The organism is Gemmata algarum (genome assembly GCF_034097035.1).
Lineage (GTDB): Bacteria > Planctomycetota > Planctomycetia > Gemmatales > Gemmataceae > Gemmata > Gemmata algarum.
In genome coordinates this window covers 21512-43925 of the sequence record NZ_JAXBLV010000214.1, presented here as the reverse complement: position 1 = coordinate 43925, position 22414 = coordinate 21512, and the positions used below count along the sequence as shown (strand labels likewise).

Here is a 22414-nt window from a genome sequence, read left to right as displayed (position 1 = left end):
GTGGGCTCGGCGCGCAGCAGGTCGGGCGTCCAACACCCGCAAACGTGTTCGCTCGGAAAGAGTGCCTTTCCCTGGGACCGCGGGCGTCCCGCCCGCCTGGGTGTCCCTGTGATACCGCTCGGCGGACGACCGCCAAGCGACGCCATATGTGCAGCAGCGGGCGGGACGCCCGCGGTCCCAGGGGAAGCGAGCCGAAGGCTACTCGGCCTTCGCGGTCTCGGCGTACTCCTTCAGCGCCTTCTCGTGCTTCACGAGGTCCGCCTTCAGCTCGCGCAGGCGCATCTGGCGCTTCTCGATCTCGGTCTCCTGGTCGTCGAACTTCTTCAGGTACCGCTTGAAGGTCTCCGACTCCTTCGGCGCCCGCTCGATGTTCTTGCGGAGCCGCTCCTGGTCGTCGGCGATCTCCTTGAGGGCCGCCTGCTCTTCCGCGATTCCCTTCTGCACGTCTTCCACTTTGCCGCGCAGGTCCAGCAGTTTCTTGAACACCTCGCGCACCGCCGGCTTCACGTCTTTCAGTGTCGCGTAGTCGCGGAGCTGATCGGCGCTGGCCGCCGTGAGGTTACGGTTCTCGGTCCCGGGCGCCTCTTCCGTGACTTCCAGCGTGCCCAGCGCCCCGGCCTTCACGGGCACCTCGAACCGGTAAAAGCTCCGGGTGCGGTCGTCCGGCTTGGCGGGGCTGACGAGCTTCCATTCCGTGCCCACCGGGTGCTCGACGATGACCACACGGTCCTGCGGGTTGCGGTTACGGACGAGGTACGTCGTCGTTTTCTTCTGCCCGGAGCGGATCGTCAGAAACCCGTCCGCGACCGCGGCCGACAGGAGCGTGCGCTGGATCGGAGCGACCTGGGGCACCACTTCTGTCCCGAGATCGATGGCATAGCTGATGAGCCGCGTTTCGTTCGGCTTGATGTCCGGGAGCCGCGCGTCGCCGGCGAACGTGCCGCCGTCGTACACCGTGACCGGCCCCTGCGCGAGGTGCAGCTTCGTCTTGTTCACGAGCTTCAACCCCAGCAGCGGGTACTTGGCCAACGTCTGCGCGTTGTAGATGCTCACCCGCGTGCCCTCGACCGCCTCGTTCACGAGCGGCACGAGCGCGGACTTCTGCTTCGCGAGCGTGATCGGCTCCTCGATCGTGTACTCGAACATGTCGCCCAGCGCGCCGTCGGCCACGGCGAGCGCCCCGGCCTTCTTGTCGAGCGGGTCGCGCACCGTCGGCTGCGCCGGGCGCTCGGAATCCGGCGGGGTCGAGTTCCCGCGCAGGCGGTTGACGTACTCGGAGTAGCTCAGCCGGTCGCCGTACAGGTCGCGGACGTTGGGCCGCGGCACCCGCGTCGGGTACACGCCGAAGTTGCCGAGCTGGTTACCGCCCTGAATGCCGAACTGACCGCCGAGGTTGCCGAACTGGCCGATCTGCCCGCCTTGAATGCCGGTGAATTGCCCGCCCTGGATGCCGCCGAGAAAGTTCGCGCCTCCCTGAAAATTCCCGGCGAACCCGCCGCCCGGCCCGTTCGCGTTCTGGCCCATCGCCGGGTTGCCGCCGTTGTTGCCCATCGCCATGCCCATCGGGTTCGCGAGCGGGTTCAGCCCGCCCTGGTACATCGGCGGGCGCAGCGACGCGAACAGGTCCGGTTCGACCATCGGGCGCGGCACGAACAGCGGGTCGTACAGGTCCATCTGGAACGACATCGGCCGCCCGGCCACGAGCCCGATCTTCACGTTGTTCCAGTCCTCGTCGGTGGTGTTCTCGACGGTCGCCCAGCCCTGGAGGCGCGTGGCCCCCTTGTCCTCGACCGACAGCCGGTAGCTCGGCTTCCAGAGCGGCGCCTCGGCGACGTAGCCCACCGCGACCTTGCGCTTGCCGGCCCCGCTGAACATCACGGACACGGCCTTCTTGTTGTCGCCGCGGGCCGTCGCGAGCAGTTCCAGCGCCTTCTTGAACTCCGCCTGCATTTCGGCCCGCACGAACTTGATCCGCTTGAGCTGCTTCAGCTCGGCGGTTTGCAGCCCGTCGTCGGTGAGCAGGTTCATGATCTCGCCCGGGTCCGGCCCCGTCGCGGGCACCGGCTGGCGCTCGACGCTCACGATCTGCCCGACGGTGACGACCCCGCCCTTGTCCGCGACCTCGACCTTCTCGCCGCGGAGCTGGTGCATGAGCTGCCCCATCGTCGGGTTCTCGGTCACGTCCACTGCGAGCCCCTTCAGGGTGACTTCGAGCGGCAGTCGGTTGTCGTAAGTGACGGCGCGGACCTTTCCGCCGTCCTTGTCCGTGAGCACCAGACTCTTGAGGAGGTCGTTGACGTCGCTCTCGTCGAACCGCAGGTCGAGGCGGGCGTCGCCGTTCACGTCCCCTTCGCGGTGGAAGTACGCCACCCCGGCGCTGAACAGCACCACCCGGGTGACCGGCAGTTTGGCCGCCGGCGGGAGGTTCGGGTCCGTGGCGGCCGGGGCAGGCGTCAGCCGCGCCTCGGGCTGTTTGGGTTGTTTGCCGTCCGGTTGACCGCCGCCGCGTGCGAGCGGCGCGAGGGCCATCAGGCCGAACGTCAGCCCGACGACCGGCAACAGGTGGGAGGGGCGCATCACATCGATTCCCGTGTGAGAATGGGGAGGGCCGAAAGCCGACGCGAGTGTAACGGAACGAACCCGCGTGCGTTGGTCGAGGCGCGGAAATGGCGCGGCCCCGCGCCGACGAGCGGCGCGAGGCCATCGACCCACAAGCTTAATGGAATGCGCAACCTGCGCCGACTTGCGCGGCGGAGCCGATTACGGCATCATGGGTCGGGCAGGGGCTCCCGGTTGGCGTGGCAAGGAGGGGATGGTGGACACGTCGATCGGCTGTCCGGTGTTCGGGTCGATCGGCGGGTGCTTCTCGTTGAGCACCTCGATCACGCGGGCGGTGATGTCCGCTTCCGGGGCGACGTAGAACGGCTGGGCCGCCGGCGGCTTCAGTTTCAGCTCCTTGATGTACGGGCTCTTCAGCTCCGCGGCCGTCGAGGCGTCGGGGTACGCGAACACGATCTGGAACCCGTTCTTCTTGGCGGTGCTGTCGACGGCGGCCTTAATCATGTCGTACAGGTCATTAATAATCACGCTAGCGTCATCATGAGTCTGCTTGTCCAGCTCGCGGCTCTTGTCCTCGATCTGGCGGGCCAGCTCCTGCACCTGCTTGGTCAGCTCGCTGTCCTTCGGCTGGTTCAGTTTCTCCCTGAGCGTGGTCTCGAGTTTGGCGTGTTCCGCGCGCAGGGCCTGGAGCGGCATCAGCCGCTCGCTCCGTCTCTGGTTCAGCACCCACACCTGATATTTCGCCTGGTTGAACTCCCACATGACCGAGGCCATGTTGAACACCGCACTCTTCTGGCCGGCGTCCGGCTTCGTTTCGTCCGCGGGCTTCGCGTGCGACGAGGTGGACGCACCGGAAACGACAACGGCCCCCAGGATCGCGCCCGCCGTGGCCACCAACACATACCGACTGCTCATGTGTACCCGTCCGTGGTGTCAAGCCCCGAAACCAGTTGAGATGGTACCGGAGCCACGGCGGGCGCCAAGAAAAATCGTTCGTGCGGGCCGTGCGGCGTCACGGTCTCATTGCCCGTCCGTGAGCATCGCGCGGAGCACCTTGTAATCGGTCTTCCCGGTGCCCAGCACCGGGAGCGCATCGAGCTGTTTCACGTCGTCGAGCCGCATTACCCCGCGGTGCCCCTCGCCCTGTAACAGCGCGTTCGCGTCGCGCAGGGAAATGGGTTCGGTGGTGAACAGAACAACGCGGCGCCCGCCGGGCGTTTCGATCCCCTCCACGGCGACTCGCGGCCCCTGGTCCGTCGGCGGGTACTTCTGCGCGAAGGGCTCCTCCAGCGCCGGGAGCGAAATCATCTCGCCGCCCGCTTTCAGGAACCGCTTCAGGCGGCCGTGGAACACGATCTCGCCGCGCTCGTCGATCGCCGCGAGGTCGCCCGTGACGTACCAGCGCGTCCCGTTGATCTCCTCGAACGGCGGCGGGCCGTCGTGGCCGATGTACCCGCCGAACACGTTGGGACCGGCGACGTGGAGCATCCCCATCTGGCCCTGCGGCAGCACGGCCTTCGTTTCGAGGTCGGTGACGCACACCTCCACATTCGGAAGCGGCGGCCCGATGGTGCCGTGCCGGTGACTCCCCGGGCGCACCACCGACACCACGGGCGCGCACTCGGTGATCCCGTAGCCCTCGATGATTTCCGCGTGCGGCGCGACCTGCTTGGCCTTCTCGAACAGTGTGTCGGACGCCTTCTCCGCGCCCACCACCACGAGCCGGAGCGAGTCCAGTTCGCCGGGCTTCGCGCGGTCCAGAATGTAGCTCACGAACGTCGGCGTCCCGGCCGCGAGGGTCGGTTTGTACGCCGCGATCTTGCGGGCCAGCGCGCCGGCGTCCGTGGGGTCCGGGTGGTGAACCACGCGCACGCCCACGAACAGCGGGAGCAGGCCGGTGATCGTCAGCCCGAAGCTGTGGAACATCGGCAGGAAGCCGAGCACCGAGTTGTTGCGGTCCACGTTGAGCGCGTCGAGGCAGCCCCTCTGGTCGCTGATGATGTTGGCGTGCGTGAGCGGCACCGCCTTCGGCGCCTTCTCGCTCCCGCTGGTGAACAGGATCACCGCGTGCCGGTTCGGGTCGCTCGGGATGCGGCCGAGCAGCGCCGACGCCGCCCACCCACCGAAGTACCGCACCGCGACCAGCCGGCGGAGCAGCCCGAACTTCCCGAGCGAAGCGCGCACGTCCTCAAGGAAAAGATATTGCGTCCCCGGCACTTCCACCCGCGTGCGGTCGATGAACGCCTTCGAGGTGACCACGTGCGTGAGGCCCATCAGCTTCGCCGCGTGCGCGAGGTTGCCCGGGCCAGTGGTCCAGTTCAGCATCACCGGCAGCTTCCCGGCGAGGTGCAGCCCCAGGAACGCGAGGTCGCACGCCACCGCCGCGGGCAACATGAGCCCCACGTTCGGCGCGTCGAGGTCGCGGAACTTCGACGCCATCGCCCAGGCGCCGACGATCATCTTCTCGTAGGTGACGCCGCCCGCGAGGTCGTCGGCCGCGATCACCTGGTCCTTGCGCCGCACGGCCTGGTTCAGGAACGCCGCGGGGAGCGTTTCGCCCAGAATTTCGAGCTTCGCGCTGTCCGCAGGCGGGGCGAACCAGCCCGGGGGCGGGGGCTTGGGCGGCGCGCTCTGCTGCAACCCCTCGGCCAGCGCCCACAGCCCGCCGATGGTGGTGGGGACGGTGTCGGAGCCGAACCCGAACCGCTGCTCCACCTGGAGCGACACGTCCATCGCGTCGAGGCTGTCTACCCCGAGCTGGTTCAGGCTTGCGTCGCCCGCGTTCTCCTCCGGAGCGAGGGGGCGCTTCAACTTCTCTTCCAGCAGTTGGGCGACCGCGGCCTTGGTTTCGGGCTTCACCTTCGAGAGGTCGAAATCGGGGGTCTCGACGACCGGCGGGGGAAAGGTGTGGATCCGCTCGCCGAACAGGAAGTGCCGCGGCACGAACGTCGGCTCCTCGCGCGGGGCGTCCGCATTGAACCACGCTTCGAGCCACTTGTTGACCAGTTCCCGCTTCGGCTCCGGGCGCTGGTCGGGGGTGAACGCTTCCAGCGTGAGCGTGACCGGGCGCCGGGGGGCCAGAACGAACAGGTTCGCGACCCACAGCCCGAAACCGCGGGTGACCCCGCGCGTGAGCGACGGCTTCCCGTCGGCCCAACTGAACATGCTGCCCCACAGCCCGCGGGTGCGGACCAGCACCACGGTCACGTTCGGTACGGCCGCGAGCACGTCGGCGGCGGTGCGGGCGCCGCCGAGCCGCTCGGTGCCGTCGCGCGAGAGCCGCCCGCTCGGCCACAGGATCACGTTACCGCCGCCGCGGAGCGTCGCGATCACCTCGCCCACCGCCTCCTCGGCCCGCCGCCGGTCCTCGGCCGACGCCTTCACGATGTCCGGCATCTTGATCGCGCGGAGCAGCCACGCGATCGGCGCGAACAAGGGGCCTTTAAAGTTGGACTCGAGCAGGAGCGGCCGGACCTTGAACCGCGGCCACAGGCGCACGAGCAGGTTCGGCGGGTCCGCGTACGCCGGGTGGTTCGGCATAAAGAGGTACGGCCCGGGGCGCTTGAGCACGTCCTCGGTACCGACCAGCGTTAGCTTGTAGCGGAGCGACAGCAGCGCCCGCAGGAACGCCCACGCCACCCACCGGACCGCCCACAGCATTGGTCACCCCTTGGCCCGCTCCCGACTCAGGTTCGCGGCGCCGGTCAACGGCCGCGGCCCGCTCGCCGCTGGTTGAGAACCTGAAACTCGGAACCGGCACCCCGTACCGTAGCTCATTCGGATTTGGAACGTGGAACTTGAGGCGGCCCCGGCAGACCAGCGGGGCCGCGGCCCGCCATGAAACGGGCACCGGCAGCGGACGTTATGCGTGAGATTAAGTTATTGACACGCCGCTCCGCGAGTGAGAACGTGAACCCGCTGTCCCCGACAGGAGTTCCGATGCGCGCAGCGGTTCTGGCTCTCGTCACGGTCGGGCTGATCGGTTCGCCGGGCACCGCCCGGGCGGCCGACGACTCCAAAGAACTCATCGTAGGCGCGTGGGAACTTGTCTTCAGCGACGCCAAGGATGTACCCGTCGGCACCCGGCTCGAATTCACCAGAGACGGCAAGGTGAAGATGACGGTGCGCACCGACGGTAACGGCCCCCCGGTCGAGGACACGTACAGCGTTGAGAAAGACGTTCTCACGCTCGGCGGTCCGGACCGCAACAAGCGGGGCGGCGATTCGGGCCGCATTCGCCTGCTGAACAAGACCACGCTCGTGCTCCACGACGAGCGCGAAGACAAGGTGCTCGTGTTGAAGCGCGTCCACTCCAAAAAATAGAGCCGACTCGATGAATCGTCGCGACCTGCTCCGGGCGTCCGCACTGGGCGCGCTCTCGACTGTTTCGGGGGACGTGGGCACGCCACGCGCCTTCGGTGCCGGCACGACTTCGGGCGACGAAGCGGTCCGCAAATACCTCGCGGGGGAAGCCCGGCGGATCTCCGTCATCGGGCTCGCCGGCGCGACCACGCGCGCCGAATGGGAGAAGGCCCGGCCGCGCCTGAAGCGCGAGTTTCTCGACATGCTGGGGCTCGACCCGCTGCCGGAGAGAAGCCCGCTGAAGGCGACCGTTACCGGGGCGCTCGACCGCGGCACCGTGACCGTCGAGAAACTGCACTATCAGAGCTGCCCGGGGCTGTACGTTACCGCAAATCTGTACCGCCCGAAGGACGTGGCCCGGGCCACGAAGCTCCCGGCAATCCTGTACGTGTGCGGGCACTCCGGCCGGGGCCGCGACGGCAACAAGACCGCGTTCCAGGACCACGGGCTGTGGTTCGCGTCCAACGGGTACGTGTGCCTCGTCGTGGACACGCTCCAGCTCGGCGAGATCGCGGGCAAGCACCACGGCACCTACAACCTGAACCGGTTCTGGTGGCACTCCCGGGGCTACACGCCGGCCGGCGTCGAGTGCTGGAACGGCGTCCGCGGAATCGACTATCTTTGCTCGCTCCCCTACGTCGACGCCGAAAAGATCGGGGTGACGGGCATCTCCGGCGGCGGCGCGACCACCAACTGGGTCGCCGCGGCCGACGACCGCGTGAAGGTGGCGGTCCCGGTTTCGGGCGTCAGCGATCTGGAGTGCTACGTCGGTGACGAAGTCGTCAACGGGCACTGCGACTGCATGTTCTTCCACAACCTTTACCAGTGGGAATGGACGACCGCGCTCGCACTTTTCGCCCCCAAACCGCTACTTTTCGCCAACAGCGACAGCGACGCGATCTTCCCGATGAGCGGCAACAAGCGCATCATCAAGCGGTTGCGGAAGTGCTACGCCCTGTTCGATGCCAAGGAGAAGGTGGACGAACACGTCTCGAAGGGCGGCCACGACTACCGGCCGGACCTGCGGATCGCCATCTTCAGCTTCTTCCACAAGCACCTCAAGGGCGACAACACCCCCGTCAAGGACGCCGATTTCCCGAAGATCGACGGCAAGGACTTGCGCGTCTTCCCGGAAGACAAGGACCTCCCGAAAGACGCGATCAACGCGACCGCCGATGAGGTGTTCGTTCCGGTCGCGAGAGTCGAAGTCCCGGCTGAGAAGAACTTCACGGACTGGAAAGCCGGGTTGCTGAAGCAACTCCATGAGCGGGTGTTCCGCGCGCTGCCGGAGCGGGTGCCGGAGATCCGCACCACGCGGGCTTGGAAGTCGGAGATCTCCGTCGCAGAGGACCACGCGCCGTTCTACGGCTTCACGCTCAGCGCCAAAACGGACGGCGACAAGGTACTCACCCTCCTCGTGCTGAACCCCGACGAGGAACCGGACCAGGTCGAGAGCGGATGGGGCAATCGGTTCGCGGGTAGCGTGTTGCGCGTGGCGGTGGCCCCGCGCGGCGGGTTCGGGTTGGCCTGGACCCGCAAGAACCCGCCGAACACCGTGGAGCGATCGTTCGCGCTGCTGGGGCGCACCGCGGACACGGGCCGCGTCCTCGACGTGATGGCCCTGCTGTCTCACTGGAAGAAGCTAACAACCGACGCCGACAAGCCGGTTCAGGTGCGCGTAGCGGGTCGCGGCCCCGCCGGGGTCATTGCGGCCTACGCCGCCATACTTGCTCCGGGCACTGTTCAGGAAGTCGTGCTCATCGACCCGCCCGTTACGCACCGCGACGGCCCGCATTTCCTGAACGTGATGCGGGTGTTCGATGTCCCGGACGCCCTCGGACTGCTCGCCCCGACCGTGCGCCTGACTTTGGCCGGCGAGCGCGCGAAAGACAAGGCGTTCGAGCGCACCGCGGCGGTTTTCGCGGCGGCCGGCGCCAAGGACAAGTTGAAGCGCGAGTAACGCCGTTTTTACATTTTCGCTCAAGTTCCCTTGCGGCCGGCGGGTGCGGCGTTATAAGGCCGACCGCAATCACGCCAAAACGCGGAGGGAACACGGAATGGCGCTTCTCAATGGTCGCCAGTTGGTGCGGGGGCTGGCGTTCGCCGGCGTTGCCACCGCGGGGTACGCGTTCGGGGTCACCAGCGACCGCGCCGCGGCCCAGCCCCAACCCCAACCCGCCGGACTGCCCGGCGCGCCGACGCTGCCGCCCGGCCCCGGACTCCAACCGCAGCCGAAAAACGCGGCCCCGCTCCCGCAGGCAGAACCGGACCGCCGAGTGGTTGCGTACATTCACGGCAACATTCCGATCACCCGCGGCGACCTGGGCGACTTCCTGATCGCCCGCGGCGGCCACGAAAAGCTCGAGCTGCTCGTCAACAAGCGGATCATCGAACTGGAAGCCGAGCGCCGCAAGATCGTCCTTACGACGGTCGAGATGAAAGCCGCGCTCGAAGAGGACGTGCGCGGGCTAGGCATCACCAAGGACGACTTCGTCAAGCACATCCTGCCGAAGTACGGCAAATCGCTGTACGAGTGGACCGAGGACGTGATTCGTCCGCGCATCCTGCTGACCAAGATGTGCCAGGGCCGCGTCCAGGTGTCCGACGAGGACATTCAGAAGACGTTCGAGAACCGCTTCGGCGAGCGCCGCGCGGCGAAGATCATCACCTGGAACGAGAACGACTTCCGCACCGCTCAGAAACAGTGGGACGAGGCCCGTAAGAGCGACGACGACTTCGACCGCGTCGCCCGGATGCAGGCGGACCCGAACTTGGCGGGCGCCGGCGGTCAGGTGCGGCCGATCGGCAAGCACTCGGAAACCGAGAACGACGCGGTCCATAAGGAGTTGTACAAGCTCCAGCCGGGTGAGCTGAGCGCCATCTTCAAGGTGCCGTCCGGGTTCATGTGCATCAAGTACGTCGCCCCGGTGCCGGCCGAAGCGAACGCTAAGCTGGACGAAAAAATGAAAGAAGCCCTCCGCAAGGAGCTGTTCGCCCAGCGGTTGGAGCGGGAAATTCCGAAGTGCTTCAAAGAACTGAAGGACGCGGCCCAACCCCAAGTGTACCTGAAGGGACCGCCCAGCGCGGCAGAGTTCCGTGAGGGCGTGAACCAGATCATCAATCAGGCCGGCGGCGTCCCGACGCTACCGGCGGCTCCCACCCCGCCCGCACCGAAGCCGTAAGCTTGCACGGGATCGGGGCGGATGATCGTGGGGCCTTGCTCGCCCTCGTGCATGTCACCGCTTCACAAAGACAGGTTTTGACAGGATCGAAGACAGATTGATTTGAAATCCTGTTTATCCTGTCGATCCTGTCAAAACCTGTCTGCTCAAAAGACTCGGGGGGCTCACGCCCCCCGCTCGCCTTCACTTGATCTTCTTTCGCTCCTTCAGATCGTACTTTTCACCCACGGTCACCTCTTCGTAGTCCTTGTCGCCGTCGGTAGCCTTCTTCGTGTCGTAGAACGCGACCTTCGTCCGGCCGATCACCTCGGCCACGCTTCCGCGAACGACCAGCGCGGTGCCCTCGTCGATGCCGATGCCCAGGTACTGCGGGTACCGCTTCATCAGCCCGGTCATGTCGGCCGTCCGCTTGCGCGCGAAGAAGTGCTGATCGACCGCGCAGCCGGGCAGGAACCCGAACCCGCGCTCGTAGCCCTCGGCGGCCATCACCGTGTTGCCCAGCGGGTGCCCGCGCGGCATGAACTCGCTCTGGATGCTCGCTCCGGCCGAGCTGCCACCGATGACGCCGCCCCGACCGAGCACCTCGCGGAACCGCTTTTCGGTGAGCGTCCCCTCGTAGGCGTCCACGAACCGCCACTGGCGCCCGCCGCTGAACCACACGCCCTTTGCCTTCGTGAGCACGTCCGAGAACTTCGGGTCGTCGGCCTCTTTGCGGTCGCGGGTGTGCAGCGCGACCACGTGCTTCGCCCCGTTCCGCTTGAGCGCCACCTCCTCGACCGATTCGGGCGCGAGCGGGTCTTCCATCGCGGTGGTGACGACCACCAGCGTCGAGTCCGGGCCGCCGGCCAGCTCGATAAACTTCTTCCAGATGTTCGCCCCCGCACCGCCCCCGCCGACGATCACCAGCGCGCCTGTCTTCACGTCCGGAGTGGGTGGTTTGACAGGCGGGAACGGCTCTTTCGCGGCGCGGTTGAGGGCCGCGCGCTGGAGTTGAACGAGGTCGAGCAGCGAGCCGGCCTTGTACTCGTCCGCCGCCGCGGCCCGGCCCGCGCCCTTCGCGATACAGACCGTGACCGTCGAATCGCCGATGACCCGCGCCACGCGCCCGCGCACGAGAACCGCCGTGCCCTCGTCGAGGCCCAGCCCGACGCGCGTCGGGTGCGACGCGATCACCCCTTCGAGCCGCTTCTCGCGCTTCCGGGCCACGAAGTGCTGATCGACCACGAACCCGGGGAGGAACCCGAACCCGTCGCCGAGTCTCGCGGTGTCGGTGCCGCCGGCGATCATGAGGTCGGTCATGACCGCGGCTCCGGCGGAGGTGCCGCCGATGATCCCGCCCCGCGCGTGCAGCCGGTGCAACTCCTTCTCGACCAGCGTGCCGCGGTACGCCGCCGTCAGTTTGTTCTGATCGCCCCCGCTGAACCAGACCGCGGTCGCCTCGGTGAGCGGCTTGACGAACGCAGGGTCGTTGGCCTTCTGCGCGTCCCGGGTGTGCAGCGCCACGACCGACGCGGGCTTCAGCTCCTCCCACGGCGTCAGAAACGAGCTCACCTTTTTTGGGTCGTCGACGTCGGCGCTGGCGGTTGGGATCACGACGATCTTCGCCCGGTCCTTACCGGCAACGTCCACGAACGCCCGGCGCGCGTCCGCGGGGAGCGTCCCGCCGCCGACGATCAGCAGCGGCCCGGGCAGCCCGCGTGGGTCGAGCGGGGCCGGCGGCGGAACCCCGGCTTCCGACGGCACCGGTGCGGCACCGGCGTGCGAGGCGAGGGCCGTAAAAAGCAGAACGAGCGCCGCGGCGCGAGCGGTCGGCATGCGGGCCTCCAAGGTGGTTGGTGCGGTCACAGCCCGATCACGCCCGGCCGCTTCCGGAGCTTGCGCACGAGCGCGGGCGGGAGCTTGTTGCTGCCCAGCGAGCAGGACGCGAGGTTCGGGAGCGTGCCCGGGTCGCCCAGCGCGGCGGGGCCGGTCTTCAGCCGGTTGTCGTCGAGGTCCAGCTCGATCAAGTTCTGAAGCGCGGGGGCCGCGAGCAGCCGGGCCACGGCCGCGTCGGTGAGCCGGCACTCGCGCAGCCCGAGCCGCCGGAGCGGCGCGAACTTCGGGCCGGTGAGCCGCCGCGCCGCCGTCGGGCCGACGGGCTGCCCGGACAGGTCCAGGTGCCGCAGGTCGGGCAGGTTCAACTTGGCGAGGAACCGGTCGAAGTGGCCCGCGGTCAGGGTGCCGGGGCCGCGGTACCCGGCCAGCCGCAGCGCCCGCAGCCCGGCCAGCGCGGGGTTCGCCGCGAGGCCCGCCAGGGCCGCCGGGCCGAACAGGCTGTTGTGCGACAGGTCGAGCTGCTGGAGGGCGGTGAGCCGCCGGCACACGGCGAGGGCCTTGAGGTCGCCCGGTGGCAGGGCGGTCCAGGTGAGTTTGAGGACGCGAAGGGCCGGCGCCCACGGGGCCGCCGCGAGGGCCGCGGCCGCGCCCGGGCTGAGCCCGCACGCGGTGACGCTCAGGGCCCGCAGGGCGAACCCGGTCGCGCCGGCGAGGGCCTCGAACCGCCCCTCGGTCATCATGTTGTACTCGCACTTCAGGTCGGCGAGCGCCGGGAACGCGCGGGACCGCGCGAACGCCTCCCACGCGGCCGGGGGGGCGGTGCTGCCGGCGAGCGTCAAGGTGTGCAGCCGCGGCAGCGGCGGGAGCCCGCACAGCGCCTCGAACACGTCGGCCGGGAACTGGCCGCCGACCGACAGCACGCGCAACTGGCGGAACCACGGCGCGGCGCCCAGCACGCGGAACCCGGCGGGCGACAGGTCGTTGCACGGCCCCGAGAACGTCTCGAGCCCGCCCCACGGGGCCGCCGCCAGCGCGTCGCACACCGCGTCCTCGAACCGGGACGCCAGGAACAGCCCACGCAGGTTCCGCAGGCGCGGGCACGCGGCCAGCGCCCGCACTGCGTCGCTCGTCTCTTCCACCGCGCCCGGGCGGAACTGGATCGTGAGCCGCCGCAGCCCTTCGAGCACCGGGTACTTGAGCAGCGCGAGCAACTGTTCGGGGCTGACGAACGTGAGCACCAGCCACCGGGTCGGGACCCGCTCGAAGGCCCGCGCGAGGGCGGCGGCGAGCGGGCGCACGGCCCGCACCCCGGGGTGCCGGTCGCCGTCGAACGAGAGGAACCGCGAGAACCCGCGGTGCGACACCCACCAGTGCGACTCGTCGCCGCCCGCGGCCAGCCCGCCGCCGAACTCCGGCCGCGACTCGGGCGCGTGGGCGGTGAGCCACAGCCGCAGCTCCTCGTCGCGCTCCAGCAGCTCCGGGTACTCCGGGTCCTCGGGCGTGGCCGCCGCGAGCCGGCACTGGGTGCGGATGAACTCGCCCTGCTCCGGGCGGCCGTTCTCCTGGAGCCAGTCGGCGTACACGAGGCGCGCGGTGTCGTCGTCCGGGTTGGAGACGATCGCGCGGAGCAGGGCGTCGGCGTCGGTGTCCGTCATGCGGCAGTGGAGCGGCGCGCGGGGGCCGGTTCTCGGGATCGAGCATCCTGAGCGGGGGCGCCGACCCCCGTACCACGCGCAACCCGGATGAGTGCTCACCCGGATTGGGATACGCGTGTGGTTGTGGAGGCAGTTTAGCGTTTGCGCCGGGGGGGTGATATTGCGAACCGCCGGCGTTCAGAAAATTTTGCCCCGGGCGCCGGGGCCGGGCCGCGCGATCACACCCACAGCCCGGGCCGCTTCCGGAGCTTGGCGTGGGCCTCTTTCGCGACCCGGCTGCCGCGCAGGTCGCAGTACCCGAGTCGCGGGAACGTTTTCGGGCTGGCCAGTTTGACCGGCCCCTTGCCCGCGTTGTTGTTCCCCAGGTCGAGCAGCGTCACGTCCGGCAGGCCCTCGGCCTCGCACAGCACGCGCGTCCCGGCCTCGCGCAGCCCGCACCCGTTGAGGTCGAGCTTCGTGACGCGCGAGAAGCCGCCGGCCGCCAGGGTCCGCGCCCCGGGCACCCCGACCGGCAGCTCGTCCAGCATCAGGTGCCGCAGCTCCGGCATGTCGAGCGCCGCCAAAAACGTCTGCACGGTGCTCGCGTTGAGCGGGCTCTTCGGGGGGTTGCACCGGTTCAGGTTGAGCAGCCGCAGCCCGCGCAGGTGCGGGCCGCGGGCGAGCGCGGTCAGCCCGCCCGGCCCCACCGGGTTGCCGCTCAGGTTCAGGTGCTTCAGCCCGGCGAGCCCGGGCGCCGCGGCGAGCGCCTGGACGCTCCCGACCGTGACCCGGCAGCCACTCAACTCCAGCACGCGGAGCGAACCGGCGAAGCCCGCCTTGACCAGCGCCGCGACCCCGTCCTTGCGCACCTCCACGCCCTCCAGCGACAGGTGCCGCAGCGGCCACGGGGCGCGGGCCAGTGCGTCCAACGGCACCCGGAGCTGGTTCAGTTCCAGCCGGGCGAGTCGCGGGAACGAGTCGGACGCGACGAACCGGCGGCTCGCGGCGGCCGTGGGCTCGACATCGCCCACGAGCGCGAGGTGAACCAGGTTCGGCATCGGCGGCAGCTCGCCGAGGGCGCGGAACGTGTCGCGGCTGTTCATCCACAGGCACAGCGACCGCAAGTTGCGGAACCACCCGGCCGTGCCCAGCGCTTTCAGCCCGGCGTAGGTGGTCTCGCCGAGCAGCAGGGCCTCCAGCGCGCCCAGGTTGGGGGCCTTCGCTAGCACACGCGACTCGTCCGGTGTGAGTTCGAACTCAAGGTCCAGTCGGCGCAAGTTGGTGAGATGCGACGAGCCGACGATCCCGCGCACCGCCGCGGCCTCGTCTTCGTCCGCGAAGTAATCCAGCGACAGCCCGCGGAGCCGGGCCGCCAGCGGGCCGTTGACCACGCCCGCGACCTCTTCCCCGTAGGCGTCTTCGAGCCGCAGCGTGCTGATGGTGGCGCTCCGAAACGCCTGCCCCAGGGCGGTCGTGATGCGGTCGATGTTCTCCTCGGGCTCCTCGTCGTAGTCGGTGTACTCGACCGCGTCCGGGAACCCGCGGCGGTACGCGCCATCGCCGCCGTAGGAGAAGCTCCGGCCCCACTCCAGATCGGCCGGCAGCTCGGGGTGCGTGTCGGCGGCGTGCGCGTCGAGCCACCGGGCCAGCTCCTCTTCGAGTTCGAGGAGGGCGGGGTACTCCGGGTCGTCGTAGGGGCGCTCGGCGAGCCGGCACTGCACCCGGATGTAATCGGCCCGCGCCGACGGGCCGCGGGCCGGGGACGGCTTCCCGTCGGGCGCGTGCTCGTCGAGCCAGTCGGCGTAGGCGAGCCGCGGGGTGTCCTCGTCGGGCTGCTCGCGGATCGCGTCCAGCAGCGCGGCCTGATCGCTCATGGGTCGTTCCGTTCGGTGCTACACCAGCCACCCCCGCGCGCGGTGGAGCGCGGCGCGGTCCGCGGGCCTGATCGGGTTGACGTCCAGGTTGAGCGCGGCGAGCAGGGGGAGCCGGTCCGGAACGAGCAGGGCCGCCGCCTTTTTCAGCGTATTGTTGTACACGCTCAGTTCGAGCAGGCCCTGGAGGTGCTGCGACCGGGCCAGCGCGGTGAGCCCGCGGTCACCGATTCCGCACCCCGCGAGGCGCAGGCGGGTCACGTTCGCGAGGTGCGGGTTGGCCGCGAGGGCCTTCGCGCCGGCGTCGCCGAGCGGCCACCCGCCGAGGTCCAGGTGCCGAAGGCGCGACAAGCTGAGCCCGGCCGCGAACCGGGCCAGCGCGTCCGGCCGCACGCGCGTGGGGCCGGCGGACAGGTCGAGCGCGGCGAGGGCTGGGAACCGCGCCCCGTTGCCGAGCGCGGCGAGCCCCGCCTTCGTGAACCGGTTACCCCACACCTTGAGCGCGCGCAAGCGGGGCGCGGCGGGGCTCGTTGACAGAGCCGCGGCGCTCGTATTGGTCAACCGTCCGCCGGACGAATCGAGCGTGTGCAGTTGCGGAAACCACCGCGCGCCGAGCAGCGGGGCGAACGTGTCGTCGTCCAGGCCGGAAATCGTGAGATCCGCGAGCCGCGGAAACCGGCCCCCGGCGAGCCGAGCCGCGATACGGCCGGTGTCGTCACAGAACTCGAAGGTGAGCCGGGCCAGTTCGGGAAACCCGGTGGCACTCCCGAGCGCCTTGAGCGCAGTCGGCTGGAGGTTCCAAACGGTCAGCGATTCGAGCCGCGGCGCCCCGGCCAGCGCCCCGAGCAGCGGCCCTTGCAGCGGGCGCTCCACGCGCCTCATGAGTACGTCCCGCAGTCCGCGGAACCACGCGGCTCGCGCTAGCGCTGGAATATCTTCCCGGCGCCCGGACAGCGCCGGGAGGGCGAGCGTGCGGAACCGGTCGGGGTTCGCGTTCAGTGCGGCCAAGCCGGCCACCGTGCTGGGGATGGACAGTTCCAGGTGTTCGAGGTTCGCGACCACCGGCGAGCGGCCGATCACGCGAATGAGCGCGTCCCCGCCCTCGGCGTCGGGCTCGATCGGGCTGACAGTCAGACCGGTGAGCACCCGCGCGGCCGGTTCTGCGAGCACGCGCGCTAGCACGTCTGGAGTCATTCGGTGTAGCGCGAGGTGGCGAACGGTCGTGTTCGCAACGAGATCGGGCAACCCGGCACATGCGCGGCCAACCTGCTCGTTGCCCGGCGGAACACGACCTTCATGATGGGAAGCGTGGTCTACCTCCCAATCGGCGACGGCGAAGTGCGGGAACCCCCGCCGGAACTCGCGCTCGTGCTTGAACCCTGGCGGCAGTTGTGGCGCGGTGAGCCGCAGCGCCAACCCGAACCGCAATTCGACCTCCGCGGACCGTTCGAGCAGCTCGGGGTATTCCGGATCGGCAACGGAGCAGCGCGCCAGCCGGCACTGCGTGCGAATAAACTCCGCCTGAATCGGCGCGTCGTGCTCGTCGAGCCAGTCGGCGTACACGAGCCGCGGGGTGTCGTCCCCCGCGTTCGCGATGACGGCTTTCAGCAGGGCGTCTTCCTCGCTCATGCCGCGATCATAGCCGACGACCAAATGGCACGCGAACAGGGGAACGAAAACGCGCGCCGGCGGTCCGCCGCTTGACCGCCCTCGGGTGCCGGTTTACGATACCCTGTAATCCCACCCAACCGCGCACGAACCCGCCCTACGGGCCGGCGCACCCTCGCTCGACCAGCCCACCGCGTCAGGCTCCTTCGGAGGCCCTCACCATGCGCCGGTTCACGTTCGGCCTCGCGGTCCTCTCCGTGATGGCCGGGAACCTCTCGGCCCAGCAGCCGCCGCCGGGGCTACCATCCCCCCGCGTGCAAAACGTATTCCCCGCCGGAACACGGGCCGGCACGTCGGTCGAAGTCACTGTCACCGGAACCGATCTGGAAGAGCCCGAAAAGCTGCTCTTCGCACACCCGGGACTGAAGGGAGAGTGGATCAAGCCGCCGACGGAGCCGACACCGGACCCCAAAGACCCGAAGAAGACCACACCACCGCCGAAGGTGAACCCCGCCGGCCCGCACAAGTTCAAAGTGACGGCCGCGGCCGACGTGCCGCCCGGCGTGTACGACTTGCGGGTCGTGGGCAAGTGGGGCGCGAGCAACCCGCGCTCGTTCGTCGTCGGCGATTTGCCGGAGGTGAGCGAGAAGGAACCGAACAACGACGTTCCGGACGCGCAAAAGATCGAAATCGGCACCACCGTCAACGGGGTCATCGCGAACCCGACGGACGTTGATTACACCGCGTTCACCGGAAAGAAGGGACAGCGGGTTCTGGTCTCGTGCCTCGCGACCAGCGTCGACAGTAAGGCGACGCCGATGATCGAGGTCTACGAGGCCACCGGCCGCAAACTTGCCACCAGCCGCAACTACCGCGAGTCGGACGCCCTCACCGATGTGGTGCTACCCGCCGACGGCGAGTACCTGATCCGGCTGTTCCAGTTCACCTACACCGCCGGCGGTCCAGATTACGTCTACCGTCTCACCGTGAGTACCGCCCCGTGGATCGACGCGGTGTTCCCGCCCGTGGTCGAACCGGGCAAGCCGACTCCGGTGACGCTGTACGGCCGCAACCTGCCCGGCGGCCAGCCGACGGAATACACCGCGGACGGCCGACCGCTCGAAAAGCTCACCGTGTCGGTGACCCCGCCGGGCGGCCCCGCCGCGGTCACCCAGCTCGCGACCCGCACGCACGTCGAACCGACCTGCGCCCTTCAGGACGGCTTCGGGTACAGCCTGAAAGGGCCGAACGGCACGTCGAACCCGGTCACGATTTACTTTGCCCGCGACAAGCTGACCATAAAGACGAAGTCTGCCGGCGGGCCGGACGCCGCGGAAGTCGTCCCGACGCCGGGCGAGGTCGCCGGGTTCCTCGCCCGGAGGGGCGAGCGCGACTGGGTCGCGTTCGTCGCGAAAAAGGGCGAGAAGGTGACCATCGATCTCGCCGCGGAGCGGATCGGGGCGAGCGGCGACTTCTTCTTCTCGGTCCGCGACGGCAAAGACCCGAAGCGCGACCTCAGCGGCGACCAGGACGACGACAACGACACGCTTCACCCGTCCGGGTTCTACACCCGCACCACGGACCCGGCTCCGTACCAGTTCACCGCGCCCGAGGACGGCAAATACCTGATCGCGATCGGCTGCCGCGAGTCGAGCTACCTGAACGGCCCGACGGCGGCCTACCGGCTGCGCATCGGGCAACCGCTCCCGGACTTCCGCGCGGTGGTGATGCCGTACAGCCGCTTCTACCAGACCGGCTCCGCGGCGTGGCAGGGCGGGACGCAGGCGTACCACGTGTTCGCTCACCGCACGGACGGCTACATCGGCGCGATCGGGGTGACGGTCGAGGGCCTGCCCGCGGGCGTAACCGCCCAGCCACTCACCATTGGCCCGTCGGCGCGCTGGGGCGTGCTGGTGCTCGATGTCGCCCCCGGCGCCGCTCCGACGACCGCCGCGATCACGGTCAAGCTCACCGGCACCGACACCGCCAGCAAAAAGCTCGAACGGGTCGCGCGCCCTGCCTCGGTCGTGTGGGGCACGAACCAGCCCGACCAAAACGTGCCCGTACTCGCCAAGCTCGACCAGTCGCTGATCGTCGCGGTGCGTGCCGAGAAGGCGCCGTTCAGCATCAAAGCGGACATACCCAACGCGGTCGTCAAGCCCGCAAGTGGGAAGGATAAGGAGGAGAAGGTCAACGGCCCCGTCATCGTGCTGCGTCAGGGCGATAAGGCGACCGTGCCGGTGAAAGTGAGCTGGGCGGTCCCTGAGAAGCCGAACGTCACACTGACAGCCGAGCCACTGGCGCAGAACCAGCAGAGTCAGCCGGTAACGGTCCAGTTCGCGGCCCAGCCGACGAAAGACAAGCCGGACGTGCTGGTGAACATCGACGTGAAGACCAGCAGCGTGCCGGGCACGTACACGATTGTCCTTCGCGGCGTGGCCCCGGTGGCGTTCGCAAAAGATCCAACGGCAAAGCAGAAGCCGAACGTTCCCGCGGAGGCGTTCGGCACGCCGATCACGGTCCTCGTGGTGCCGTCGGCCCTCGGGCGCTTCACCACCGGGCCGCTGCCGAACAACACGCTCAAACTCGGCACGAGCACCGATCTGCCGGTCAAGGTGGAGCGGCTCCACGACTTCGCGGGCGAGTACAAGGTGTCGTTCGTGCCCGCGAAGGACGCGGCCGGGGTCGCCGCGACCGACGTTGTGATTGCCGCGGGCAAGAACGAGGTGAAGTTGGTGCTCAAGACCGCTCCCGACGCCAAGCCCGGCGCGGTGGCCGGTACCGTTGTCGTCACGGCTCTCTACGGCGGGAAACACCCCGTTACTTACGAGAACAAAGTCAGCTTCACCCTGGCGAAGTAATCACGCTCCCCCCTCCGAGAAAGAGTTGGAGAGGGGTTCTTCAGACCGATTCAACCGCAAAGGAACCCTCTCAATGCGCCGGCTCGCTGCGCTCGTGTTCGTGCTGCTCGTCGCCCGGAGCGACGCGCAGGACAAGAAAGACGACCTGTACCCGCCGATCCCGACCGTCGACCTGAAGCGCAAGGAGCCGGTCGAGTACGCCAAGGACATCGAGCCGATCTTTGAGAACAAGTGCATGACGTGCCACGCCGGCGGCACCCTGCGCGGCAAGTACGACATGAGCACCTACGAGAAGGTGATGAAGGGCGGCAAGCGCGGGGCGAAGGTCATCGTCCCGGGCAAGGCGGACGAGAGCTTCTTCTTCCGCGCGTGCGCCCGCCTCGAACAGCCGATGATGCCGCCCAAAACCGACGAGCCGCTCAACTCGCAGGAGCTTTCGCTCATCAAACTGTGGATCGACCAGGGCGCGAAGGCCCCGACCAGCGTGCGCGTCAAGGAGCGGCCGGTCGTGAACCTGCCGCCGGTGCTGGTGAAACCGGTGCGGGCGGTCGCGGTGGCGCCGGACGGCAAGAGCATCGCCGCCAGCCGCGGGAACCAGGTTCACCTCTTCGAGTTGAAGACGGTTCCGGCCGCGAAGAAGGGCGACAAGGATAAGACCGAGTGGGCCTACGCCGCGTCCCTCTTCGACCCGCAGCTCAAGACCCCGGACGGGAAGCCCGCAAAGGCGGCGCACATCTCCCTCGTGGAGTCGATGGCGTTCAGCCCCGACGGCAAGACGCTCGCCACCGGCAGCTTCCAGGAGCTGACGCTCTGGGATGTTGCGAAGGGGGAGCCCCGGCAGCGCGTCGGCGGGTTCGTGGACCGCGTGTGCGCGATCGCCTACTCGGCCGACGGCAAGCGGTTCGCCACCGGCGGTGGCGCGCCGACCGAGGACGGCGAGATCAAGGTGTTCGACGCCGGCACCGCGAAGCTGGTCGCGGAAATCAAAGCGGGACACAGCGACACGGTGTTCGGGGTCGCGTTCAGCCCGGACAGCAAGCTGCTCGCCACCGGCGGCGCCGACAAGTTCGTGAAGGTGTTCGAGCTGCCCGCCGAAGCGGGGCAGCCGGCCAAGTTCGTGAAATCGTTCGAGGGCCACACGCACCACGTCATGGGCGTTGGCTGGACCCCGGACGGGAAAAAGCTGGCCTCGTGCGGGGCCGACAACTTCGTGAAGGTGTGGGACTACGAGAAGGGGGAAAAGATCCGCGACATGCAGGGGCACCAGAAGCAGGTAACGGCCCTCGCGTTCGTGGGCAAAACGTCCCAGTTCGTGACCGGCAGCGGGGACGCGAGCGTCCGCATGTGGAACGCGGACAACGGCGGCAACGTGCGGTCGTTCCCGGGCGCCAGCGACTTCGTGTACGCGGTCAGCGCGAGCCCCGATGGCGAGGTGGTCGTGAGCGGGTGCGAGGACGGCACCGTTCGCGTGTACAACGGCAAGAACGGTACGCTGCTGAAAGCCGCCCTGCCGCCCGACGCGGACCCGAAGAGCGGCGAGAAGAAGTAGTACCCGACGGTGGTGCCGTCGGACCATCTCAATGCGATCGCCACTCCATCGCAGCCACACCGAACGGTAGTCAATCCGGAGCAGAGGCGGTCTCTCCCCCGGACCGCGTGGCGAGAGCCGACAGAATCGAGTCGGCCTCGTACCGGACGAACTTCACGGACCCGTCGCAGAACGCAAAGTGTGCCCCGCCCGAGTGCCGGCTCCAGAAGTGGTAGGCGTGGCAAACGCTCGTCAGGTCGCCATCCGTGAACGAATACGGGCCGGGATCGCAGGACCGGTACGCCGCTCCGAGTGAGCTCCCTTCAGGTTCGCCACGCAACGCCTGCACGGGGAGGAAGGCCTCACTCGCGGTGTGCGCGTAACCCATGTACCACCAACCGCACAAGTAGTCCGGCGTTGGCGGGCGCTCGCCGAAGAGCAGCGTGTTGGTCGTGCCATCGGTCACGTCGGTGATGCGCGTACTCGACCCGCTGTAAATCACCCCCGACGGGCTTTTCTCGTCGCCGACACCGGAGACCCCGAGGTAGCCGGTGAGGGCCACGACAACGCCGCTCGGTGTGCGGTGGAGCCACGCTTGCCGATCGTCCGCCGGGCACTGGTAGGCTTTCACCAGCGTCCGCAGCCCGACGTGCGGCGGGGCGAGGTGGGTGATGGGCATGCTCGCACAGTCGGCTTGCGCTTGCCGGTACACCGCGTCCTGCTCGAGGTAGGGGAGCAGCGCGACGTGCGCGTTCAGGAAGTACAACGGGTCGGGGGGCGGGATGTCACCGGGGGGCAACGCGCCACGGGCCGATTCGTAGTTGTGGCAGGCGATGGCGATCTGCTTGAGGTTGTTGGCACATTGTATCCGGGCCGCCGCACCGCGCACCTTCTGCACCGCCGGTAGCAGAAGCCCGATGAGGACGGCGATGATGGCGATCACCACCAGGATCTCGATCAGCGTGAATGCGGAACGTTTGCGCATGGCCCCCCC

13 protein-coding genes are annotated in these 22414 nt (G+C 68.7%); 5 read left to right on the top strand and 8 right to left on the bottom strand.

What is annotated here, in order from left to right; genetic code table 11:
• Positions 1-198 precede the first annotated feature (198 nt).
• From R5W23_RS25610 to R5W23_RS25600, 3 genes are all read right to left on the bottom strand, one after another.
• Positions 199-2577, bottom strand: coding sequence for a DUF4139 domain-containing protein (locus tag R5W23_RS25610; protein WP_320688807.1), 2379 nt, complete (start codon positions 2575-2577; stop codon positions 199-201).
• A gap of 183 nt (positions 2578-2760) precedes the next feature.
• Positions 2761-3474 carry an OmpH family outer membrane protein gene (locus R5W23_RS25605; protein ID WP_320688806.1) on the bottom strand — a complete coding sequence of 238 codons (714 nt, stop codon included), beginning with the start codon at positions 3472-3474 and terminating at the stop codon, positions 2761-2763.
• A 105-nt stretch (positions 3475-3579) separates the two neighbouring features.
• Positions 3580-6219: an AMP-binding protein gene (locus tag R5W23_RS25600; protein WP_320688805.1), complete on the bottom strand. Its 2640-nt coding sequence runs from the start codon at positions 6217-6219 to the stop codon at positions 3580-3582.
• Between the two features lie 279 nt (positions 6220-6498).
• Here R5W23_RS25600 and R5W23_RS25595 point away from each other — a divergent pair, with 279 nt between their 5' ends.
• The 3 genes from R5W23_RS25595 to R5W23_RS25585 all read left to right on the top strand — a co-directional run bounded on the left by R5W23_RS25595 (position 6499) and on the right by R5W23_RS25585 (position 10103).
• Complete coding sequence (locus tag R5W23_RS25595; RefSeq protein ID WP_320688804.1) at positions 6499-6882, top strand: hypothetical protein; 384 nt, start codon at positions 6499-6501, stop codon at positions 6880-6882.
• 10 nt (positions 6883-6892) lie between these two features.
• Positions 6893-8881 carry an alpha/beta hydrolase family protein gene (locus tag R5W23_RS25590; protein WP_320688803.1) on the top strand — a complete coding sequence of 663 codons (1989 nt, stop codon included), beginning with the start codon at positions 6893-6895 and terminating at the stop codon, positions 8879-8881.
• A 97-nt stretch (positions 8882-8978) separates the two neighbouring features.
• Entirely contained in the window at positions 8979-10103 is a 1125-nt protein-coding gene (locus R5W23_RS25585) for a peptidylprolyl isomerase (RefSeq protein ID WP_320688802.1), read from the top strand.
• Between the two features lie 183 nt (positions 10104-10286).
• On the opposite strand, the gene R5W23_RS25580 is transcribed toward R5W23_RS25585, so the two are convergent.
• The 4 genes from R5W23_RS25580 to R5W23_RS25565 all read right to left on the bottom strand — a co-directional run bounded on the left by R5W23_RS25580 (position 10287) and on the right by R5W23_RS25565 (position 17052).
• The gene (locus tag R5W23_RS25580) at positions 10287-11918 is read right to left on the bottom strand and encodes a cyanophycinase (RefSeq protein ID WP_320688801.1); all 1632 of its coding nucleotides are present in this window, start codon (positions 11916-11918) and stop codon (positions 10287-10289) included.
• 26 nt (positions 11919-11944) lie between these two features.
• A complete protein-coding gene (locus tag R5W23_RS25575) occupies positions 11945-13573 on the bottom strand; it encodes a TIGR02996 domain-containing protein (RefSeq protein WP_320688800.1) in 1629 nt (542 codons plus the stop codon).
• Between the two features lie 218 nt (positions 13574-13791).
• Positions 13792-15426 carry a TIGR02996 domain-containing protein gene (locus tag R5W23_RS25570; RefSeq protein ID WP_320688799.1) on the bottom strand — a complete coding sequence of 545 codons (1635 nt, stop codon included), beginning with the start codon at positions 15424-15426 and terminating at the stop codon, positions 13792-13794.
• A gap of 18 nt (positions 15427-15444) precedes the next feature.
• Positions 15445-17052, bottom strand: coding sequence for a TIGR02996 domain-containing protein (locus R5W23_RS25565; RefSeq protein WP_320688798.1), 1608 nt, complete (start codon positions 17050-17052; stop codon positions 15445-15447).
• Positions 17053-17252: 200 nt separating this feature from the next.
• Between R5W23_RS25565 and R5W23_RS25560 the strand changes: the two genes are divergently transcribed.
• Positions 17253-19892, top strand: coding sequence for a hypothetical protein (locus tag R5W23_RS25560; RefSeq protein ID WP_320688797.1), 2640 nt, complete (start codon positions 17253-17255; stop codon positions 19890-19892).
• Positions 19893-19965: 73 nt separating this feature from the next.
• Positions 19966-21441, top strand: coding sequence for a WD40 domain-containing protein (locus R5W23_RS25555; protein ID WP_320688796.1), 1476 nt, complete (start codon positions 19966-19968; stop codon positions 21439-21441).
• 70 nt (positions 21442-21511) lie between these two features.
• On the opposite strand, the gene R5W23_RS25550 is transcribed toward R5W23_RS25555, so the two are convergent.
• On the bottom strand, positions 21512-22405 hold the full coding sequence (locus tag R5W23_RS25550) for a DUF1559 domain-containing protein (RefSeq protein ID WP_320688795.1): 894 nt from the start codon (positions 22403-22405) through the stop codon (positions 21512-21514).
• Positions 22406-22414: the final 9 nt, after the last annotated feature.

Coding starts and splice junctions, on each gene's coding strand:
- R5W23_RS25610 (WP_320688807.1), bottom strand. CDS start 2,577: ATGCGCCCCTCCCACCTGTTGCCGGTCGTCGGGCTGACGTTCGGCCTG.
- R5W23_RS25605 (WP_320688806.1), bottom strand. CDS start 3,474: ATGAGCAGTCGGTATGTGTTGGTGGCCACGGCGGGCGCGATCCTGGGG.
- R5W23_RS25600 (WP_320688805.1), bottom strand. CDS start 6,219: ATGCTGTGGGCGGTCCGGTGGGTGGCGTGGGCGTTCCTGCGGGCGCTG.
- R5W23_RS25595 (WP_320688804.1), top strand. CDS start 6,499: ATGCGCGCAGCGGTTCTGGCTCTCGTCACGGTCGGGCTGATCGGTTCG.
- R5W23_RS25590 (WP_320688803.1), top strand. CDS start 6,893: ATGAATCGTCGCGACCTGCTCCGGGCGTCCGCACTGGGCGCGCTCTCG.
- R5W23_RS25585 (WP_320688802.1), top strand. CDS start 8,979: ATGGCGCTTCTCAATGGTCGCCAGTTGGTGCGGGGGCTGGCGTTCGCC.
- R5W23_RS25580 (WP_320688801.1), bottom strand. CDS start 11,918: ATGCCGACCGCTCGCGCCGCGGCGCTCGTTCTGCTTTTTACGGCCCTC.
- R5W23_RS25575 (WP_320688800.1), bottom strand. CDS start 13,573: ATGACGGACACCGACGCCGACGCCCTGCTCCGCGCGATCGTCTCCAAC.
- R5W23_RS25570 (WP_320688799.1), bottom strand. CDS start 15,426: ATGAGCGATCAGGCCGCGCTGCTGGACGCGATCCGCGAGCAGCCCGAC.
- R5W23_RS25565 (WP_320688798.1), bottom strand. CDS start 17,052: ATGAGCGAGGAAGACGCCCTGCTGAAAGCCGTCATCGCGAACGCGGGG.
- R5W23_RS25560 (WP_320688797.1), top strand. CDS start 17,253: ATGCGCCGGTTCACGTTCGGCCTCGCGGTCCTCTCCGTGATGGCCGGG.
- R5W23_RS25555 (WP_320688796.1), top strand. CDS start 19,966: ATGCGCCGGCTCGCTGCGCTCGTGTTCGTGCTGCTCGTCGCCCGGAGC.
- R5W23_RS25550 (WP_320688795.1), bottom strand. CDS start 22,405: ATGCGCAAACGTTCCGCATTCACGCTGATCGAGATCCTGGTGGTGATC.